Below are 14499 nucleotides of genomic sequence, written 5' to 3'. Positions count from 1 at the left end.
TGAGCCCAGCAGGAACCTGGGCCCTGGCGCGATCTTGACGATCGCCTTGGGCGCGTCGCCCTCGCCGACCTCCGGCTCGACGTCATAGGCGTAGAAGCCCTCCGAGCGCAGGACGGCGATGGCGTCTTCGGCCGCCTCCCGCGCGCGCCTGCGGGCCTCGAAGCGGTTCTCGATGGGACGGTCGGTGTCGCCCACGCCGCGCGCGATCTCCGCGCGCAGGTCCGGCGGCAGCTCTCCCTGGATGATCGCCTTGGGCTCGGCGGCGCTGGCGGGCGCGAAGAAGCCCTGGAGACTGAGGGCCGCCCCGGCCGCGACGGCGTAGACAAGACGAGCCAAGCTCTCGAATCCTCGCGCGGCCCCCAGGTTCGGGTGTAGCCGCGCTCAACGGGACTGTCACCTGCGCGCGCCCCAGGCCGGCGCCCAAAGCCTGGGCAGTCGCCGTCCCCCGGTCCGTCCATTGACGAAAGGCCGCGCCGGGCTTCCGATGAAGCCCTAAGCCTTGAGGGCACGGGGTCGGCAAAGGACGGTAAGGCGTGGAGTTGGGGGCGACCAAGGCCAAGCGAGCTATCTCGGCGGCGGACGTCGCCGCGCCGGCCACGCCCTATGACGAGATGCGCGGCGCCGACGGCCAGGTGCGGCCGCACTACGCGGCGCTGGCCGCCCGCATCGAGACCCTCAGCGCCGACGAACTGGCCGAACGCCAGCGGACGCTGGAACGGTTCTTCCTGCTGCAGGGCATCACCTTCACGGTCTATGGCGCGGAGAGCTCCACCGAACGGATCATCCCCACGGACCTCTTGCCGCGGATCATCGCGGCCGAAGAATGGAAGACCATCGAGGCCGGCCTCACCCAGCGCCTGAAGGCGCTGAACCGGTTCCTGGCCGACATCTATTCCGGCCAGCAGATCCTGATGGACGGCGTTGTCCCGCGCGAACTGGTCCTCAACGCGCCCTCCTACCGCCGCGAGATGCAGAACCTGTTCGTGCCGCACGGCGCCTACGCCAACGTCTGCGGCTCGGACCTGATCCGCCAGCCGGACGGTATGTTCGCGGTGCTGGAGGACAACCTGCGGGTCCCGTCCGGGGTCTCCTACATGCAGGCCAACCGCGAGGCCTCGAAGCGGGTGTTCCCCGGCACCTTCCGCGGCGCGGGCGTGCGGCCCATCGACCGCTACCCGGACCTGCTCCTGACCACGCTGAAGAGCATGGCCGCCGACTGGCGGCCGAACCCGCAGGTCGTGGTGCTGACGCCCGGCGTCTACAACTCCGCCTATTTCGAGCACGCCTACCTGGCCCGGCTGATGGGCGCGCCGCTGGTCGAGGGCCGCGACCTCGTGGTGCACGACAACATGGTCTACATGCGCACCACCACGGGCCTGCGCCGGATCGACGTGATCTACCGCCGGGTGGACGACGACTTCATCGATCCCCTGACCTTCCGGAGCGACTCCGGCCTGGGATCGGCGGGCCTGTTCAACGCCTACCGCGCCGGCAACGTGGTGATCTGCAATGCGCCAGGGACCGGCGTGGCCGACGACAAGGCGGTCTATGCCTACGTCCCGGCGATCATCCGCTACTACCTGGGCGAGGACGCCATCCTGCCCAACATCGAGACCTTCCTCTGCCGCGAGCCGGCCCAGCTCAGCCATGTGCTGGCCAACCTCGACAAGTTCGTGGTCAAGGCGGTGGGGGCCTCCGGCGGCTACGGCATGCTGGTGGGCCCGCATTCCACCAAGGCCGAGCAGGCCGAGTTCGCCGCCTCTCTGAAGGCCGACCCCGCCAACTATATCGCCCAGCCGACCATCCAGCTCTCCACCGCGCCCTGCCTGATCGGCCACGGCATCGAGCCGCGCCACGTGGACCTGCGCCCCTTCATCCTGTCGGGCGAGAAGATCGTGGTGACGCCGGGGGCGCTGACGCGGGTGGCCATGCGCAAGGGCTCGCTGGTGGTCAACTCCAGCCAGGGCGGCGGGTCGAAGGACACCTGGGTGCTCACTGACCGCAAGGATCTGCAACCGTGAGGGGGCAGCCATGATGCTGGCCCGCGTGGCGGACAGTCTCTACTGGATCGGCCGCTACGTGGAGCGGGCCGAGCACCTGTGCCGGCTCTCCGACGTGATGCTGACGGCCACCCTGGACCGCACCGAATCCGCCACCCAGATCGCCCGCATTGCGCTCGCCGCCGTCGGCGACCCGGAGGACGCCGCCAAGGCGCTCAACCCCTACGAGGCCGCGCGCGCTCTGGTGCTGGACCGCGAAGACCCGGGCTCGGTGGCCAGTTCCCTGGCCCGCGCGCGGGAGAACGCCCGCCAGGTGCGCGACCAGATCACCAGCGAGACCTGGGAGCGGCTGAACCTCATCCACCTGCGGATGACCGACCCGAGGGCGGCGCGCACCTTCGCCGACGGCAGCCAAGCCTTCCTGCACGACACCATCGCCGACCTCCACCTGTTCAAGGGCGCCGCCGACGCCACCATGAGCCACGGCGAGGGCTGGCGGTTCCTGCTGCTGGGCGTCTACCTGGAGCGCGCCCAGTTGATCGGCGCGCTGCTGGAGGTTTGTTTCGGCGAGCGGCGCCTGAGGGCCATCACCGACCACTCGGCGCTGACCAGCCTGCTCAGGATGGGGTGCGCCCTGGAGCCCTACCTGCGCGTCTATACCGCCGACATGCAGCCGCGCTTCATCCTGGAATTCCTGTTGCTGGACGAGGACTTCCCCCGCTCGGTGCGCTTCTGCACGGCGCGGATCGAGGAGCACCTGACCTCCATCAGCCGCCACGTGGAGGCCGCCGGCGTCACCGGCCCCGACCGCCTGGCTGGACGGCTGCGCGCGCGCCTGCAGTACGCCGACATCGGCGAGGTGCAGGCCGGCGGCGCCAGCGCCTTCCTGGGCGCGGTGCTCGACGAATGCGCCGCGGTGCACCGGGCGGTCTACGAGACCTTCGTCGCCTACACCCTCGAACAGCGCCTGCCGGCCTAAGGACCGAACCGCCCGTGCTCCTCGCCGTCCGCCACTCGACCCGTTACCAGTACGACGAGCCCGTGCGCGAGAGCGTCATGGAAGTCTGGATGCAGCCGCAGAAGCGCCCGGGCCAGCGGCTGGTCAGCTTCGACCTGGAGCTCGAGCCGGCCGCGCAGCTGTTCTCCTACGCCGACACCTTCGGCAACGCCGTCTACCACTTCGACATCCCCCAGCCGCATCAGCGCCTGACCATCATGGCCCGCTCGGCCGTGGAGACCGAGGCCCCGGCCCCCCTGCCCGACGCGCTCGACCGCGGCGAATGGGACCGGCTGAGATCCGACTTCGTGCGCGGCGAGCACTTCGACTTCCTGCATCCGCACGGCTTCGCGGGGCCCAGCGAAGCGCTGGAAGCCTTCGTCGCCGAGAAGCAGCTGAACGAACTCCGGGTCCGCGACCCCCTGAACGCCGTCCGCGACCTGAGCCACACGATCTACGAGGCCTTCGCCTATGAGGCGGGCGTGACCCGCGCCGACAGCCCGATCGACGACGTGCTGAAGGCCCGCAAAGGAGTCTGCCAGGACTTCGCCCATGTGATGATCGCCATCTGCCGCGAGTGGGGCGTGCCGGCGCGCTATGTCTCCGGCTACCTGTTCACCGACCGCAAGGCCGGCGACCGTTCCGATCCCGACGCCACCCACGCCTGGGTGGAGGTGTTCCTGCCGAGCCTGCGCTGGGTGGGGTTCGACCCGACCAACAACATCCTGGCCGGCGAGCGCCACATCGCCTGCGCCGTGGGCCGCGACTATTCCGACGTGCCGCCGTCGCGCGGCGTCTACAAGGGCGAGGCGGAGAGCGAACTCGCGGTCGGCGTCACCGTGCGCAAGGCGCGCGCGGCGGTCAGCGAACCGGAGTTCCTGCGCATCTCCCAGCCCGCCCCCCGGCCCGGCCAGCGGCGGAGCCAGTATAGCGGCCTGGCCTACGACCAGCAGCGCCAGCAACAGCAATAGCCGGCCCGCGGAGCGGCCCGCAGCAGCCGTTTCGTCCTTACCCGGACAACCTCCCCGCGAGTGTCGCGCAGCGGTGAGAAAACCGTCACGCAGATGGCACACACCCGCCCCACAACCCCCGGTGAGTGAGCCGGGTGCCACGCCCTGGCAGTGTTAGTCGTCCGTGTACGGACGCCCACAGGGGCTAGTTCAAATGATGCCGACCCGCTTCCGCGCCGTTCTGTTGGGATCGAGCGCGATCCTCATCGCCACCGCCGCTCACGCCGCCGCTACGGACGCCAACGAGATGGTCAGCGGGATCGTGGTGACGGCGCCACGCGAAGAGAACGTCGCCCGCCAGCGCCAGCAGGAGGCGCCCAACCTCATCGACGTGCAGTCGGCCGAGACCATCCTGAAGTACCCCGACTTCAACGCCGCCGAAGCGCTCGGGCGGATGCCGGGCATTTCGCTGTCGACCGACACCGGCGAAGGCCGCTTCGTCAACATCCGCGGCATCGACGCCAACCTGAACGGCGCCACCTATGGCGGGGTGGTGCTCCTGAACACCAACGCCGGCGGCACGGCCGCGGGCGGCGGCGGCCGAGCCGTGGAATTCGACACCCTGCCGACCGGCGCGATCGACGGCATCGTGGTGACCAAGACGCGGCTTCCCGAACAGGAGGGCGAAGGCCTGGGGGGCACGGTCGAGCTCACCCCCCGCAGTGCGGCCAACCTGTCGCGGCCCTTCCTCGAAGGCACGTTGGGCTGGGGCTACGAGCCGTTGCACAGCCACACCGGACCGACGAACGTGGAGCTGGCGGGCGGCGCGCGGTTTGGGTTCGGAGACCATGGCCTGATCATCGACGGCGACGGCCAGGATCAGCCGGTCCGCGCCGGCTGGATCTCCAATCCGACGCCGTTCTCCTTCGTCCTGAACGCTTCGCGCAAGGACGACCGGCGCGCGGTCGACGATCTTGAGGTGAGCTACGTCGATGCCAATACGCCGCCGACCGACACCTCGGCGCACCAGTACGACTTCCGCCGCTACGACTACAACCGCCGCCGCTTTGGCTACGGCGGCGAGTTCGACTTCCAGCCGAACGACGACCACAGCTACTACGCCCGGGCCAGCATCGCCGGCTACATCGAGGCCGTGCACAAGAACTTCCTGCTGCTGAAGAGCCTGGACGGCGGGGCCAACGCGCCCAATCCCGCCGACCCCAAGGGCTTCGTTACCACGACCCAGCCGGCCATCACCCTGACGGACGAGCAGGAGACCCACCGCAACCAGGTCTATGCGATCGGCGGCAAGGACCGGTTCGGCGATGTGGTGATCGACTATCGGGCGTCCTACAGCCGCGCCACCTTCGCCGTCGGCTACAATTTCGGCGCGACCTTCAACGGCCCGTCGGGAATCCCCGTGTCCTACAACAACGTGTCCAACGTCGACTTCCCGAGCTTCGCCTTCATTACCGACGCCACCCATCCGACGGCGTTCAATCCGAATGACGCCACCCAGTACAAGCTCGCCAAGATCAGCAATTCATCGGAGTTCGATGTCGACAGGGAGACCGCCTATGCGGTCAACGCCCTCACGCCTGTGCACCTGATCAACGACAGCGACCGGCTGAAGGTCGGGTTCGAGGCGCGGCTGAGGGACAAGACCGTCGACCCGATCGTTTTCAGCGGCGTCACGGCGCCCTCGATCCTGCTGTCGACGGTCTCGGGGCCAGCGAACACCTATTACGACGGCCACTACACCAACGGCCCCTTCATCGACCGCTACGCCATCCGCGCGATCTACAACAGCGAGACCGGTATAACCTCAGCGACCAACCCCAACGGCTTCTTCCAGGCGCGGGAGGACATCTATGCGGGCTACGGCCAGTACACGACCGACATCGACGCCTGGAGCTTCCTGGTCGGCGCACGGGTCGAAAAAACCCAGGCCAGGTACACCGCCTTCGTGCAGACGAACAACAACGCGCCGGTGCTTTCGAGCACCAAGGCGGACTACACCGACGTGTTCCCCACCGCCCAGGTGAAATATACGTTCGCCCCGAACCTGATCGCGCGCGCGATCTATTCCACCGGGATCGGCCGGCCGGGGTTCGAGCAGAACAAGGCCACCGCCTCGATCAACACCACCAACGACCCCGGCACGGTGTTGATATCGCGCGGTAACCCGAACCTGAAGCCGACCACCGGGAACAATTTCGACCTGTCGCTGGAATACTACATGGGGAACGGCGGCATCGTTCAGGTGGGCCTGTTCGACAAGCAGTTCGACAACTACATCGCCCCGCGCGTCCAGCACGGGATCACCACCGATCCATTGGCGCTGGGCCAGCTCGCCAACGTCACCACCTTCCTGAACCTCTCCTCCGCCTATGCCCGGGGCGCCGAGTTCGCCTATCATCAGAAATTTGTCTTCCTGCCCCAACCCTTCGATGGGTTTGGCCTGGACGCGAACCTGACCTTGGTGGACTCCCGCATCCAGGAATACGACGCCGCCACCAGCGGTTCGGGGACCGCTCAGTTCGGGCTGCTGCCCGGCACCTCCAAGATCACCTGGAACCTGGCCGGTTTCTACGAGGCGCATGGGCTGCAGGTGCGTCTGTCGTCGCAATACGTCAGCCACAGCCTGTTCGGGCTGGGCGGCGACAAGTCGCTGGACGTGCTGCAGGACAGCCGGCTGACCATGGACCTGACCTCGAGCTACCAGATCGATCCGCGCCTCAGCGTCTACTTCAACGCCAAGAACCTGCTCGATACCCCGCTGCGCTACTACGAAGGCAGTCCGAACCGCCCGATCCAGCGCGAGTTCTACGACGTAACCTACGAGGCGGGCGTCCGCTTCAAGCTTTGATGTCGAGAGGAATACCTGTGCGCCGCCATATCTGCCTGATCGCCGCCGTCCTGGCGGTTGCGTCCGCCTTTCCCGCCGTCGCCGCCGGCCCGAAGGCCGTGCCGCGCTACGACCATGTCTTCGTCATCGTCGAGGAGAACAAGGACTACGACCAGATCCTCGACTCCGCCGCCGCGCCCAACATCGCCGGCTTCGCGGCCCGCTATGGCGACGCCACCCAGTTCTTCGGGGAGGTCCATCCCAGCGAGGCCAACTACGTCGCGGTCCTGGGCGGCGACACCTTCGGCATCCACGACGACGACGCCTACTACTGCAAGGCGGGCTCGACGCGGCCGTTCTGCGACGGCGCCAAGGCCGAGGGCTACGCCGACCACACGGTCCGCGCGCCGCACCTGGGCGACCAGCTGCTGGCCGCTGGCCTGAGCTGGAAGGGCTATTACGAGAGCCTGCCGGCGCCTGGCTCGCCGGCGGTGATCGCCGGCGATCCGCGGTTCGACAATGGGACCCGCAACACCGCGCTCTACGCCTCGAAACACTCGGGCTTCATGAACTTCGCCAGCGTCCAGGACGACCCCCGCCGCGCCGAGCGCATCGTCGGCTTCGACCAGCTGGACCGCGACCTGGCGAGCGGCCATCTGCCCACCTTCGCGCTGATCGTGCCGAACCAGTGCAACGAGATGCACGGCCTGCACGGGGCCGGCGTCCCCGCCGATTGCGACGGGGCGAACAAGGCCGCGCTGATCCGCCGGGGAGACGCCGTCGCCGGAGAACTGGTGCGGCGCATCCAGGCCACGCCGGCCTGGGCGGGCCGCGGCAATGTGGCCATCGTGATCACCTTCGACGAGGGAGCCGGCAAGACCCGCGAAGGGTGCTGCGCGGTGACCCCCGATGCGCCCTCCAACTTCGGCGGCGGTCATATCCCCACGGTGGTGATCACCAACCACGGCCCGCGCGGCCTGCGCGACGCCACGCCCTACAACCACTATTCCCTGTTGCGGACGCTGGAAGACGCCTTTGGACTGCCCGCCCACCTCGGCCACGCGGCCGACGAGGACAAGGGCGTGCGTTCCATGACCCCGCTGTTTGCGGCGGCGCCGTCACGATAAGGAGCCAGATACTGCGGCGGGAAAGCGCGCTTGCGCCGACGCTTTGACCCTCCGTCCAGATGGGGCCGAAGATAGCACCCGAAGGGCCGTCGTAGCCCGCCGCAGCGGTCCTAATCTAGTCCGGGGAACCGCGTCCCGCCAGGCCAGCCCTCCCCTCCCGGCCCGAGACAGGCCGCCCGCTGGCGGCTATGACGGCCGCATGAGGTATGATCCGTGGCCAATGTAGCCGGCGTTCAAGGCATGGTCGGCGCGAGCCGGGTGTCCTTTGGACGCTTCACCTACGGCTTTCAGCATGTCGCCATCAAGCAGTGGAAGGAAGGCGCCGCCCTGCGGGTGGGGAGCTTTTGCTCGATCGCCGAGAAGGTGACGATTTTCCTCGGCGGGAACCACCGGGTGGACTGGATCACCACCTTTCCATTCGGCCACATCTTCGTCGAGGAGCTGGGCGGCGGGGAGATCGTCGGCCATCCGGCGACCAAGGGCGATGTCACGGTCGGGAGCGACGTCTGGATCGGCTACGGCGCGACGATCATGTCAGGGGTCACGATCGGCGACGGCGCGGTCGTCGGAGTTAACGCCACGGTGGTCAAGGACGTCGAGCCCTATGAGATCGTCGGCGGTAACCCGGCCCGCCGTCTCAAGTTCCGGTTCGACGACGAGGTGATCGCCCTGCTGCTCGAACTAAGATGGTGGGATCTGCCGGTCGACGACATCCGCGGCCTTGCGCCGGCCCTCTGTTCGGCGCCCAAGCCGGACCTGCTGCGCGACCTTCTCGACCGGTTCCGCGGCGGCGGCCTTCAGCAACAGGCATGACCGGCCGGTCGCCACGTTGGTAGGCCGGGTGAGGTTCGAACTCACGACCATTCGATTAAAAGTCGAATGCTCTACCACTGAGCTACCGGCCCGCAACGCGGCCTGAGCTGGCCCTGGCGAAGCGGCGCGGACCTTAGGCGCCGGGCCGGCCGGAGGCAAGGGCGCACACCCCCCTTAACGCCACGGCGATGTCGGCTAGAGTTGCCCCGATGCGATACGCCACCCCTCTCCTCCTGTCCGCCGCGGCTCTGGCGCTCGGCGGCTGCATGACCACGCGCTCCGACGGCTCGCCGAAGGTCCAGACCTCCAACGAGGCAAACCGCGAGAACCTGAAGGGCGTGGCCGAATCTCCGCTGCGCGACATGAACGTCCTGCGCACCAAGATCCCCCCGGTGCTGCTGCAGGCCATGGCCGATCCCTACCAGCGACCGACGTCTAAAGGCTGTGCGCAGCTCAACGTCCTGCTCCAGCCACTGACCGACGCCCTGGGCGCCGACCTCGACGCGCCCGAGCCCGATCCGGACGACCTGATGGGCCGCGGAAAGGAGACGGCGATGGGGCTCATGTCGGGCGCGGCGTCGGACATGATCCCCTTCCGCGGCTGGATCCGGAAGCTCACCGGGGCCGAGCGTCATGACCGCCTGGTGCAGCAGGCGATCACCGCCGGCGCCGTGCGGCGGAGCTATCTGAAGGGGCTTGGCGAGGCAAAGGGGTGCGATCCGCCGGCCACGCCCTCCCATCAATTGGCCGGCGCCCCGGTGCTCGACCAGTCCATGAAGCCCCGTTATCCGGTCCGCTGACCGATTTCGGGATCGGGGCGCAGTTCGCGCTGGTAGAGGCCCTCGCGCCGCATCCGGTCGCTGAGCGGCTGCGCCGCGCCGGGGTCCGAATAAATCGTCGGAATCATCGCCGGCGTGCGCCTGCCCGCCCGGAAGTCGGCGATAACCCGCAGGTTGGTGTCGGCGGTGCGCACCGCATAGACGGCCATCACTCCCTGGTGGACGAGCATCAACGCCGCAGCGGCGACCACCGCACGCGCCATGGACCTCGGCCATCGCTCCCACGCGCGGCGCAGGTAGGGCAACGCCAATATCCACAGTCCGACGTGCAGGGGAATCAGGAAGACGGCGTAGCGCATCGGCGCCACGTCGGGCGCCAGCACGCCGGTCCGCGCCACCCCCACCATGGCCGCCGTGCCCAGCGAGAACAGGATCAGCGGCGCCGCGGCCCGCTCGGGCCAGGCTGCCGGCCTGCGGGCGTCGAAGGCGACCGCCGCGCCTGACGCCACCAATATGGCCAGGCCGATGGCCCCGCCGGCGCCGGGTATCCCCCGCACCCACGGCAGTCCCAGGTAGTTGAGGATCAGGCCCCCCGCCTCGATCACGCGATGCAGACCGATCGCGCCGACCGCCGGGTTGAGCGGGGCGGACTCGCCGACGCCATACAGCAGGGCGAAGGCGCCCCCGATGGCGAGGACGGCCAGGGCCGCGGCGCGGTCCCGGCGCCGCAGGGCTCCGAACAGCAGGGCGGGCCAGACCGCAAGCCCGGCAGCGCTGCCCAGGCCCGCAGCCAGCGCGCAGGCGAGCGACGCGGCCAGCCGGATGCGCATCCCGCGGCCGTTCGGCCCCTCGGCCAGCACGATGGCCGCCACCGCAAAGACCAGCGCTTGCACGTAGGTAGTGTTGATGTCGGCGCTGGCGTCCAGCACGTGGCAGCCCATGGCGCTCAGCGCCGCCGCCCCGCCGGCGCCGACCAGCCGCAGCCCCGGCCCGGCCGCGCTGGCCGCCACATAGGCCAGCATGGCCGCCGTGGCCGCGAGGCAAAGCACGCCCACCGCCAGGAAAAGATAGCCGCTGCCCCCGAACGCCCGGATGTCGAGGTCGAGCACCAGGAAGGTCCAGACCAGGTGGTGGAAGTTGTGCGGCGCCCAGAGATAGCGGCCGAAATCGCCGTCCGCCTGCAGCCGGTAGTAGCGCGCCATCCAGTCGAACATGTCGGAATAGGGTTCGAGGATCGCTGTGCGCCAGGCGAGCCAGGCGGAGAGCGCCAGGCAGGCCGCCAGCGCCGCGCCGAACATCAGCTGCACGGGCCGCCCGAGGTCGGGGTCCCGTTGCAGGCTCAACGCACCACCTGGCGCGCGGCGAAGTCCCTCCGGAAGGCGTCCAGCCGGCCCTCGGCGATGGCGGCCCGGAGCGCGGCCATCAGGTCCTGGAAGAAGGCCAGGTTGTGCCAGGAGAGCAGCACCTGGGCCAGGATCTCCTCGGACTTCACCAGGTGATGCAGGTAGGCCTTGGAATAGTCGCGGCTGGCCGCGCAGGGGCTCGCCGCATCCAGCGGCGCGTCGTCGTCGGCGAAGCGGGCGTTCTTCAGGTTGACCGAACCCTCCCAGGTCCAGGCCTGGCCGTGGCGGCCGGAGCGGGTCGGCAGCACGCAGTCGAACATATCCACACCTCGGGCGACCGCCTCGACGATGTCGACCGGCTTGCCGACCCCCATCAGGTAGCGCGGCCGATCGGGCGGCAACATGGCCGGCGCGAAGTCCAGCACCTCGACCATGCCCGCGTGGCCTTCCCCCACCGCCAGGCCGCCGATGGCGTAGCCGTCGAAGCCGGTCTCGGTCAGCCGCTCGGCGGATTCGCGGCGCAGGGCCTCGGAGGTCCCGCCTTGCTGGATGCCGAACAGCGCCTGGGCGCCGCGCTCGCCGAACGCCGCCTTCGACCGCTCCCCCCAGCGCGCCGAGCGCCGCATCGCCTCGCCCGCCCGGTCTTCGGTGGCCGGCAGGGACACCAGTTCGTCGAGCTGCATGACGATGTCCGCGCCCAGCAGGTCCGCCTGGATCGCGATGGACCGTTCCGGCGTCAGCACAAGCTTCGAGCCGTCGATGTGGCTCTGGAAGGTGACCGCCTCCTCGGTGACCTTGGAGATCCTGGACAGCGACATGACCTGGAAGCCGCCGGAGTCGGTGAGGATCGGCTTCTCCCAGCGCATGAACCGGTGCAGCCCGCCCAGGCGCGCCACCCGCTCGGCGCCCGGCCGCAGCATCAGGTGATAGGTGTTGCCCAGGACGATGTCCGCGCCAGTGGCCGCCACCTGCTCCGTCGTCAGCGCCTTGACCGTGCCCGCCGTGCCCACCGGCATGAAGGCCGGCGTGCGGATTTCGCCGCGCGGGGTGGTGAGCACGCCGGTCCGCGCCTTGCCGTCGGCCGCCGCGATCTCGAACGGGAACGCCGCCATCAGGCCGCCCGCCAGAGCAGGCTCGCGTCGCCGTAGGAATAGAACCGGTAGCCGCTGGCGATCGCGTGCGCATAGGCCGCTCGCATGACCTCCAGGCCCGCAAAGGCCGAGACCAGCATGAACAGGGTCGATCTCGGCAGGTGGAAGTTGGTCATCAGGCCGTCGGCGGCGCGGAACCGGTAGCCGGGCGTGATGAAGATCGCCGTCTCGCCTTCGAAGGCGCGGATCGCGCCGTCCTCGCCGGTCGCCGATTCCAAGAGCCGCAGCGAGGTGGTCCCGACGCAGACGATCCGTCCGCCGGCCCGGCGCGTGGCGTTCAGCCGCTCCGCCGTGGCGGCGTCCACCTCGCCCCATTCCGGGTGCATCCGATGCTCGGCCACAGTCTCGGTCTTCACCGGCAGGAAGGTGCCGGCCCCGACATGCAGGGTGACGAACGCGGTCCCGACGCCCGCGTGCTCCAGCCGCGCGAACAGCTCCGGCGTGAAGTGCAGCCCGGCGGTCGGGGCCGCCACCGAACCGTCCTCCTCGGCATAGACGGTCTGGTAGTCGCGCCGGTCCTGCTCGTCCTCGGCCCTCTTAGCGGCGATATAGGGCGGCAATGGCATGGCGCCGCGCTCGCCGATGGCCGCGTCGAGGCCGGGGCCTGAAAGATCGAAGGCCAGCGTCACCTCGCCGCCCTCGCCCTTGCCGGTCACGGTGGCATCCAGCGCCCCCAGCAAGCACGCCCGGTCGGAGCTCTCGCCGAACACCACCCGGTCGCCCTCGGCCAGCCGTTTCCCCGGCCGCATGAAGGCGGTCCATTGATGGGCCGACAGCCGGCGGTGCAGGGTCGCCTCCACGGCCACCCGGTTCTCGCCGCGGTGGCGCACGCCCTTCAGCCTGGCCGGGATGACGCGGGTGTCGTTCAGCACCAGCACGTCGCCGGCGCGCAGCTCGCCGGGCAGGTCGCTCACCGACAGGTCGCGCAGCGCCGCACCCGGCGCCACGACCAGCAGGCGCGCCGAATCCCTCGGCTTTGCGGGCCTGAGCGCGATGCGATCGTCGGGCAGGTCGAAGTCGAAGTCGGCAAGCTGCATGGAAGGGGGGTGAAGGACATGCGCGGCCTTTCCCGTCAAGTCGCGGCCCGTGCTACGCAGGCGCCGGATGTCCCTCGCGCGACTCGTGCTCTCCGCCCTGCTCGGGCCGCCGTTGCTGGTCGGCGCGGGCCTCTGCACGCTGGTGGCCGCATTGGCCCAGCTCGGACGCTGGAGCCCGACCTGGGACCTCTTCACCCACTTCGCGCCGCTTTACCTGGCCGTTGGCCTGGCAGCCATTCTCCTGGGGCTGGTCTTCACCGGACGATGGCGGATCGCCGTACTCTCAGCGGGGTTCGCCTGCGCCCTCGCCGCCGCCTTGCTGATGGCCCCGGAATATCTGCGCTCGACGGGTCCCAAGGCCGCGCAGGGCCCGGGCCCGACCTTGAAGGTCGTGCAGTTCAACGCCTGGGACGGGGCCGGCGGAACCGCGCGCCTAACAGCCTGGCTGGACGCCGAGCGGCCCGACGTCGTCGCGGTCGCGGAAGCCAACCGCCGGATTCGCGAAGCCCTCGCGCGGCACGGCTGGTGGTCCGTCACCGGCCGCTCCGGCGTCATGCTGTTCACCCGCGATCGACCGGTCGCCACGATCGTTCCGACCGGCAACGAAACCGGCCCGATGGAGCTGATCGGCGTCGTCGTGGCAACGCCAGCCGGCAAGGCCACCGTGCTGGGTGTCCACGCCCCGTGGCCGACCCAGCCGTCGCTGCCGCGCGAACACAAGGTCCTTGTGCGGATCGTCCGCAGCTATCCGGCCGCGACGACGATCCTGGCGGGCGACTTCAATTCCACGCCCTGGTCCTTCGCCCGGCAGCGTGACGACCGCGACTTCGGCCTGATCCGGCGAACGCGGGCCGTGTTCACCTGGCCGATCGGGCGCCACCACGTGCCGTGCCCCCTCCTGCCCATCGATCACGTCTATGCCGGCTCGGCCTGGGCGACGGTGAAGGTCGAACGCGGACCGCCACTGGGTTCCGACCACTATCCGGTCATGGTCACCCTGGCGCCGCGCGCGCCGTCCTGAGGGCGGCCTCCAGCTTCTCCCGCTGCGCCGCGTGACGTTCTTCAAGCGCCTGACGCTTGCCCTCGAGCGCCGCCCGCTCCGTCTCGATCGCGCCCATCGCGCGTTCGTGCGACGCGCCGAGCTCGGCGAGCCTGGCTTCAAGGTCGTCGACCTTCTTGAGCTGCGCCCGGGTCGGTCCGCTGGGTTTTGCGGGTTTTTCCGGCTTCAGCTTGGCGAGCTCGCCCCTCGTCCCCGCGGGCTTTCGCAGCACCGCGCCCGGCTGGGCGGTGGCGGCCTTCACCAGCGCGGGATCGTCGGTCTCGTGCGCCGCGCCTTCCTTGAACACGTCCTGCCGCACGCCCCAGGCGGCGAGCGCCTTGGCCCTGGAGCTCGCCGCCACGACGTAGTCGGTGAGCCCATCGGAGGTGACGAAGACCTTCAGGCGCGGCGCCAT

General features: G+C 69.5%; 12 protein-coding genes, 1 tRNA gene and 1 pseudogene. 8 read left to right on the top strand and 6 right to left on the bottom strand.

Annotated features, from left to right (window positions below):
• Nucleotides 1–336 (bottom strand): annotated as a pseudogene (locus tag JWP28_RS02725) (outer membrane protein assembly factor); the annotation flags it as partial.
• A gap of 275 nt (nt 337–611) precedes the next feature.
• Between JWP28_RS02725 and JWP28_RS02720 the strand changes: the two are divergent.
• From JWP28_RS02720 to JWP28_RS02695, 6 genes are all read left to right on the top strand, one after another.
• Nucleotides 612–2021 carry a circularly permuted type 2 ATP-grasp protein gene (locus JWP28_RS02720; RefSeq protein ID WP_299539711.1) on the top strand — a complete coding sequence of 470 codons (1410 nt, stop codon included), beginning with the start codon at nt 612–614 and terminating at the stop codon, nt 2019–2021.
• 10 nt (nt 2022–2031) lie between these two features.
• Nucleotides 2032–2979, top strand: coding sequence for an alpha-E domain-containing protein (locus tag JWP28_RS02715; protein ID WP_299539710.1), 948 nt, complete (start codon nt 2032–2034; stop codon nt 2977–2979).
• A gap of 14 nt (nt 2980–2993) precedes the next feature.
• A complete protein-coding gene (locus JWP28_RS02710; RefSeq protein WP_299539709.1) occupies nt 2994–3968 on the top strand; it encodes a transglutaminase family protein in 975 nt (324 codons plus the stop codon).
• 193 nt (nt 3969–4161) lie between these two features.
• Entirely contained in the window at nt 4162–6816 is a 2655-nt protein-coding gene (locus JWP28_RS02705; protein WP_299539707.1) for a TonB-dependent receptor, read from the top strand.
• Between the two features lie 17 nt (nt 6817–6833).
• Entirely contained in the window at nt 6834–7922 is a 1089-nt protein-coding gene (locus JWP28_RS02700) for an alkaline phosphatase family protein (protein ID WP_299539705.1), read from the top strand.
• 213 nt (nt 7923–8135) lie between these two features.
• Nucleotides 8136–8735, top strand: coding sequence for a CatB-related O-acetyltransferase (locus tag JWP28_RS02695; RefSeq protein WP_299539703.1), 600 nt, complete (start codon nt 8136–8138; stop codon nt 8733–8735).
• A gap of 17 nt (nt 8736–8752) precedes the next feature.
• Here JWP28_RS02695 and JWP28_RS02690 read toward each other — a convergent pair.
• A tRNA-Lys gene (locus JWP28_RS02690) sits at nt 8753–8827 on the bottom strand.
• Between the two features lie 117 nt (nt 8828–8944).
• Between JWP28_RS02690 and JWP28_RS02685 the strand changes: the two genes are divergently transcribed.
• Entirely contained in the window at nt 8945–9535 is a 591-nt protein-coding gene (locus JWP28_RS02685; protein WP_299539700.1) for a hypothetical protein, read from the top strand.
• Here JWP28_RS02685 and JWP28_RS02680 read toward each other — a convergent pair.
• The 3 genes from JWP28_RS02680 to queA are packed head-to-tail and all read right to left on the bottom strand — an operon-like array spanning nt 9520 to nt 13045.
• Nucleotides 9520–10857, bottom strand: a complete 1338-nt coding sequence (locus tag JWP28_RS02680) for a hypothetical protein (RefSeq protein ID WP_299539698.1) — start codon at nt 10855–10857, stop codon at nt 9520–9522. The two genes, JWP28_RS02685 and JWP28_RS02680, sit on opposite strands and share 16 nt — an antisense overlap.
• Nucleotides 10854–11969 carry a tRNA guanosine(34) transglycosylase Tgt gene (gene tgt, locus JWP28_RS02675; RefSeq protein ID WP_299539696.1) on the bottom strand — a complete coding sequence of 372 codons (1116 nt, stop codon included), beginning with the start codon at nt 11967–11969 and terminating at the stop codon, nt 10854–10856. The genes JWP28_RS02680 and tgt overlap by 4 nt, the downstream gene beginning before the upstream one ends.
• Nucleotides 11969–13045: a tRNA preQ1(34) S-adenosylmethionine ribosyltransferase-isomerase QueA gene (gene queA, locus JWP28_RS02670; RefSeq protein WP_299539694.1), complete on the bottom strand. Its 1077-nt coding sequence runs from the start codon at nt 13043–13045 to the stop codon at nt 11969–11971. The genes tgt and queA overlap by 1 nt, the downstream gene beginning before the upstream one ends.
• Nucleotides 13046–13112: 67 nt before the next feature.
• Between queA and JWP28_RS02665 the strand changes: the two genes are divergently transcribed.
• Nucleotides 13113–14066, top strand: a complete 954-nt coding sequence (locus tag JWP28_RS02665; protein WP_299539692.1) for an endonuclease/exonuclease/phosphatase family protein — start codon at nt 13113–13115, stop codon at nt 14064–14066.
• Here JWP28_RS02665 and JWP28_RS02660 read toward each other — a convergent pair.
• Nucleotides 14038–14499: a hypothetical protein gene (locus tag JWP28_RS02660; RefSeq protein ID WP_299539690.1), complete on the bottom strand. Its 462-nt coding sequence runs from the start codon at nt 14497–14499 to the stop codon at nt 14038–14040. The two genes, JWP28_RS02665 and JWP28_RS02660, sit on opposite strands and share 29 nt — an antisense overlap.

The sequence above is a fragment of the Phenylobacterium sp. genome (genome assembly GCF_028290885.1).
Classification (GTDB): Bacteria; Pseudomonadota; Alphaproteobacteria; order Caulobacterales; family Caulobacteraceae; genus Phenylobacterium.
The sequence above is the reverse complement of the archived record's forward strand: the minus strand, read 5'-3'. Positions and strand labels throughout refer to the sequence as shown.

Excerpts from the sequence above, each read along its gene's own strand:
- JWP28_RS02720 (WP_299539711.1), top strand. The coding sequence starts at position 612 with ATGCGCGGCGCCGACGGCCAGGTGCGGCCGCACTACGCGGCGCTGGCC.
- JWP28_RS02715 (WP_299539710.1), top strand. The coding sequence starts at position 2,032 with ATGATGCTGGCCCGCGTGGCGGACAGTCTCTACTGGATCGGCCGCTAC.
- JWP28_RS02705 (WP_299539707.1), top strand. The coding sequence starts at position 4,162 with ATGATGCCGACCCGCTTCCGCGCCGTTCTGTTGGGATCGAGCGCGATC.
- JWP28_RS02685 (WP_299539700.1), top strand. The coding sequence starts at position 8,945 with ATGCGATACGCCACCCCTCTCCTCCTGTCCGCCGCGGCTCTGGCGCTC.
- tgt (WP_299539696.1), bottom strand. The coding sequence starts at position 11,969 with ATGGCGGCGTTCCCGTTCGAGATCGCGGCGGCCGACGGCAAGGCGCGG.
- queA (WP_299539694.1), bottom strand. The coding sequence starts at position 13,045 with ATGCAGCTTGCCGACTTCGACTTCGACCTGCCCGACGATCGCATCGCG.
- JWP28_RS02665 (WP_299539692.1), top strand. The coding sequence starts at position 13,113 with ATGTCCCTCGCGCGACTCGTGCTCTCCGCCCTGCTCGGGCCGCCGTTG.
- JWP28_RS02660 (WP_299539690.1), bottom strand. The coding sequence starts at position 14,499 with ATGGCGCCGCGCCTGAAGGTCTTCGTCACCTCCGATGGGCTCACCGAC.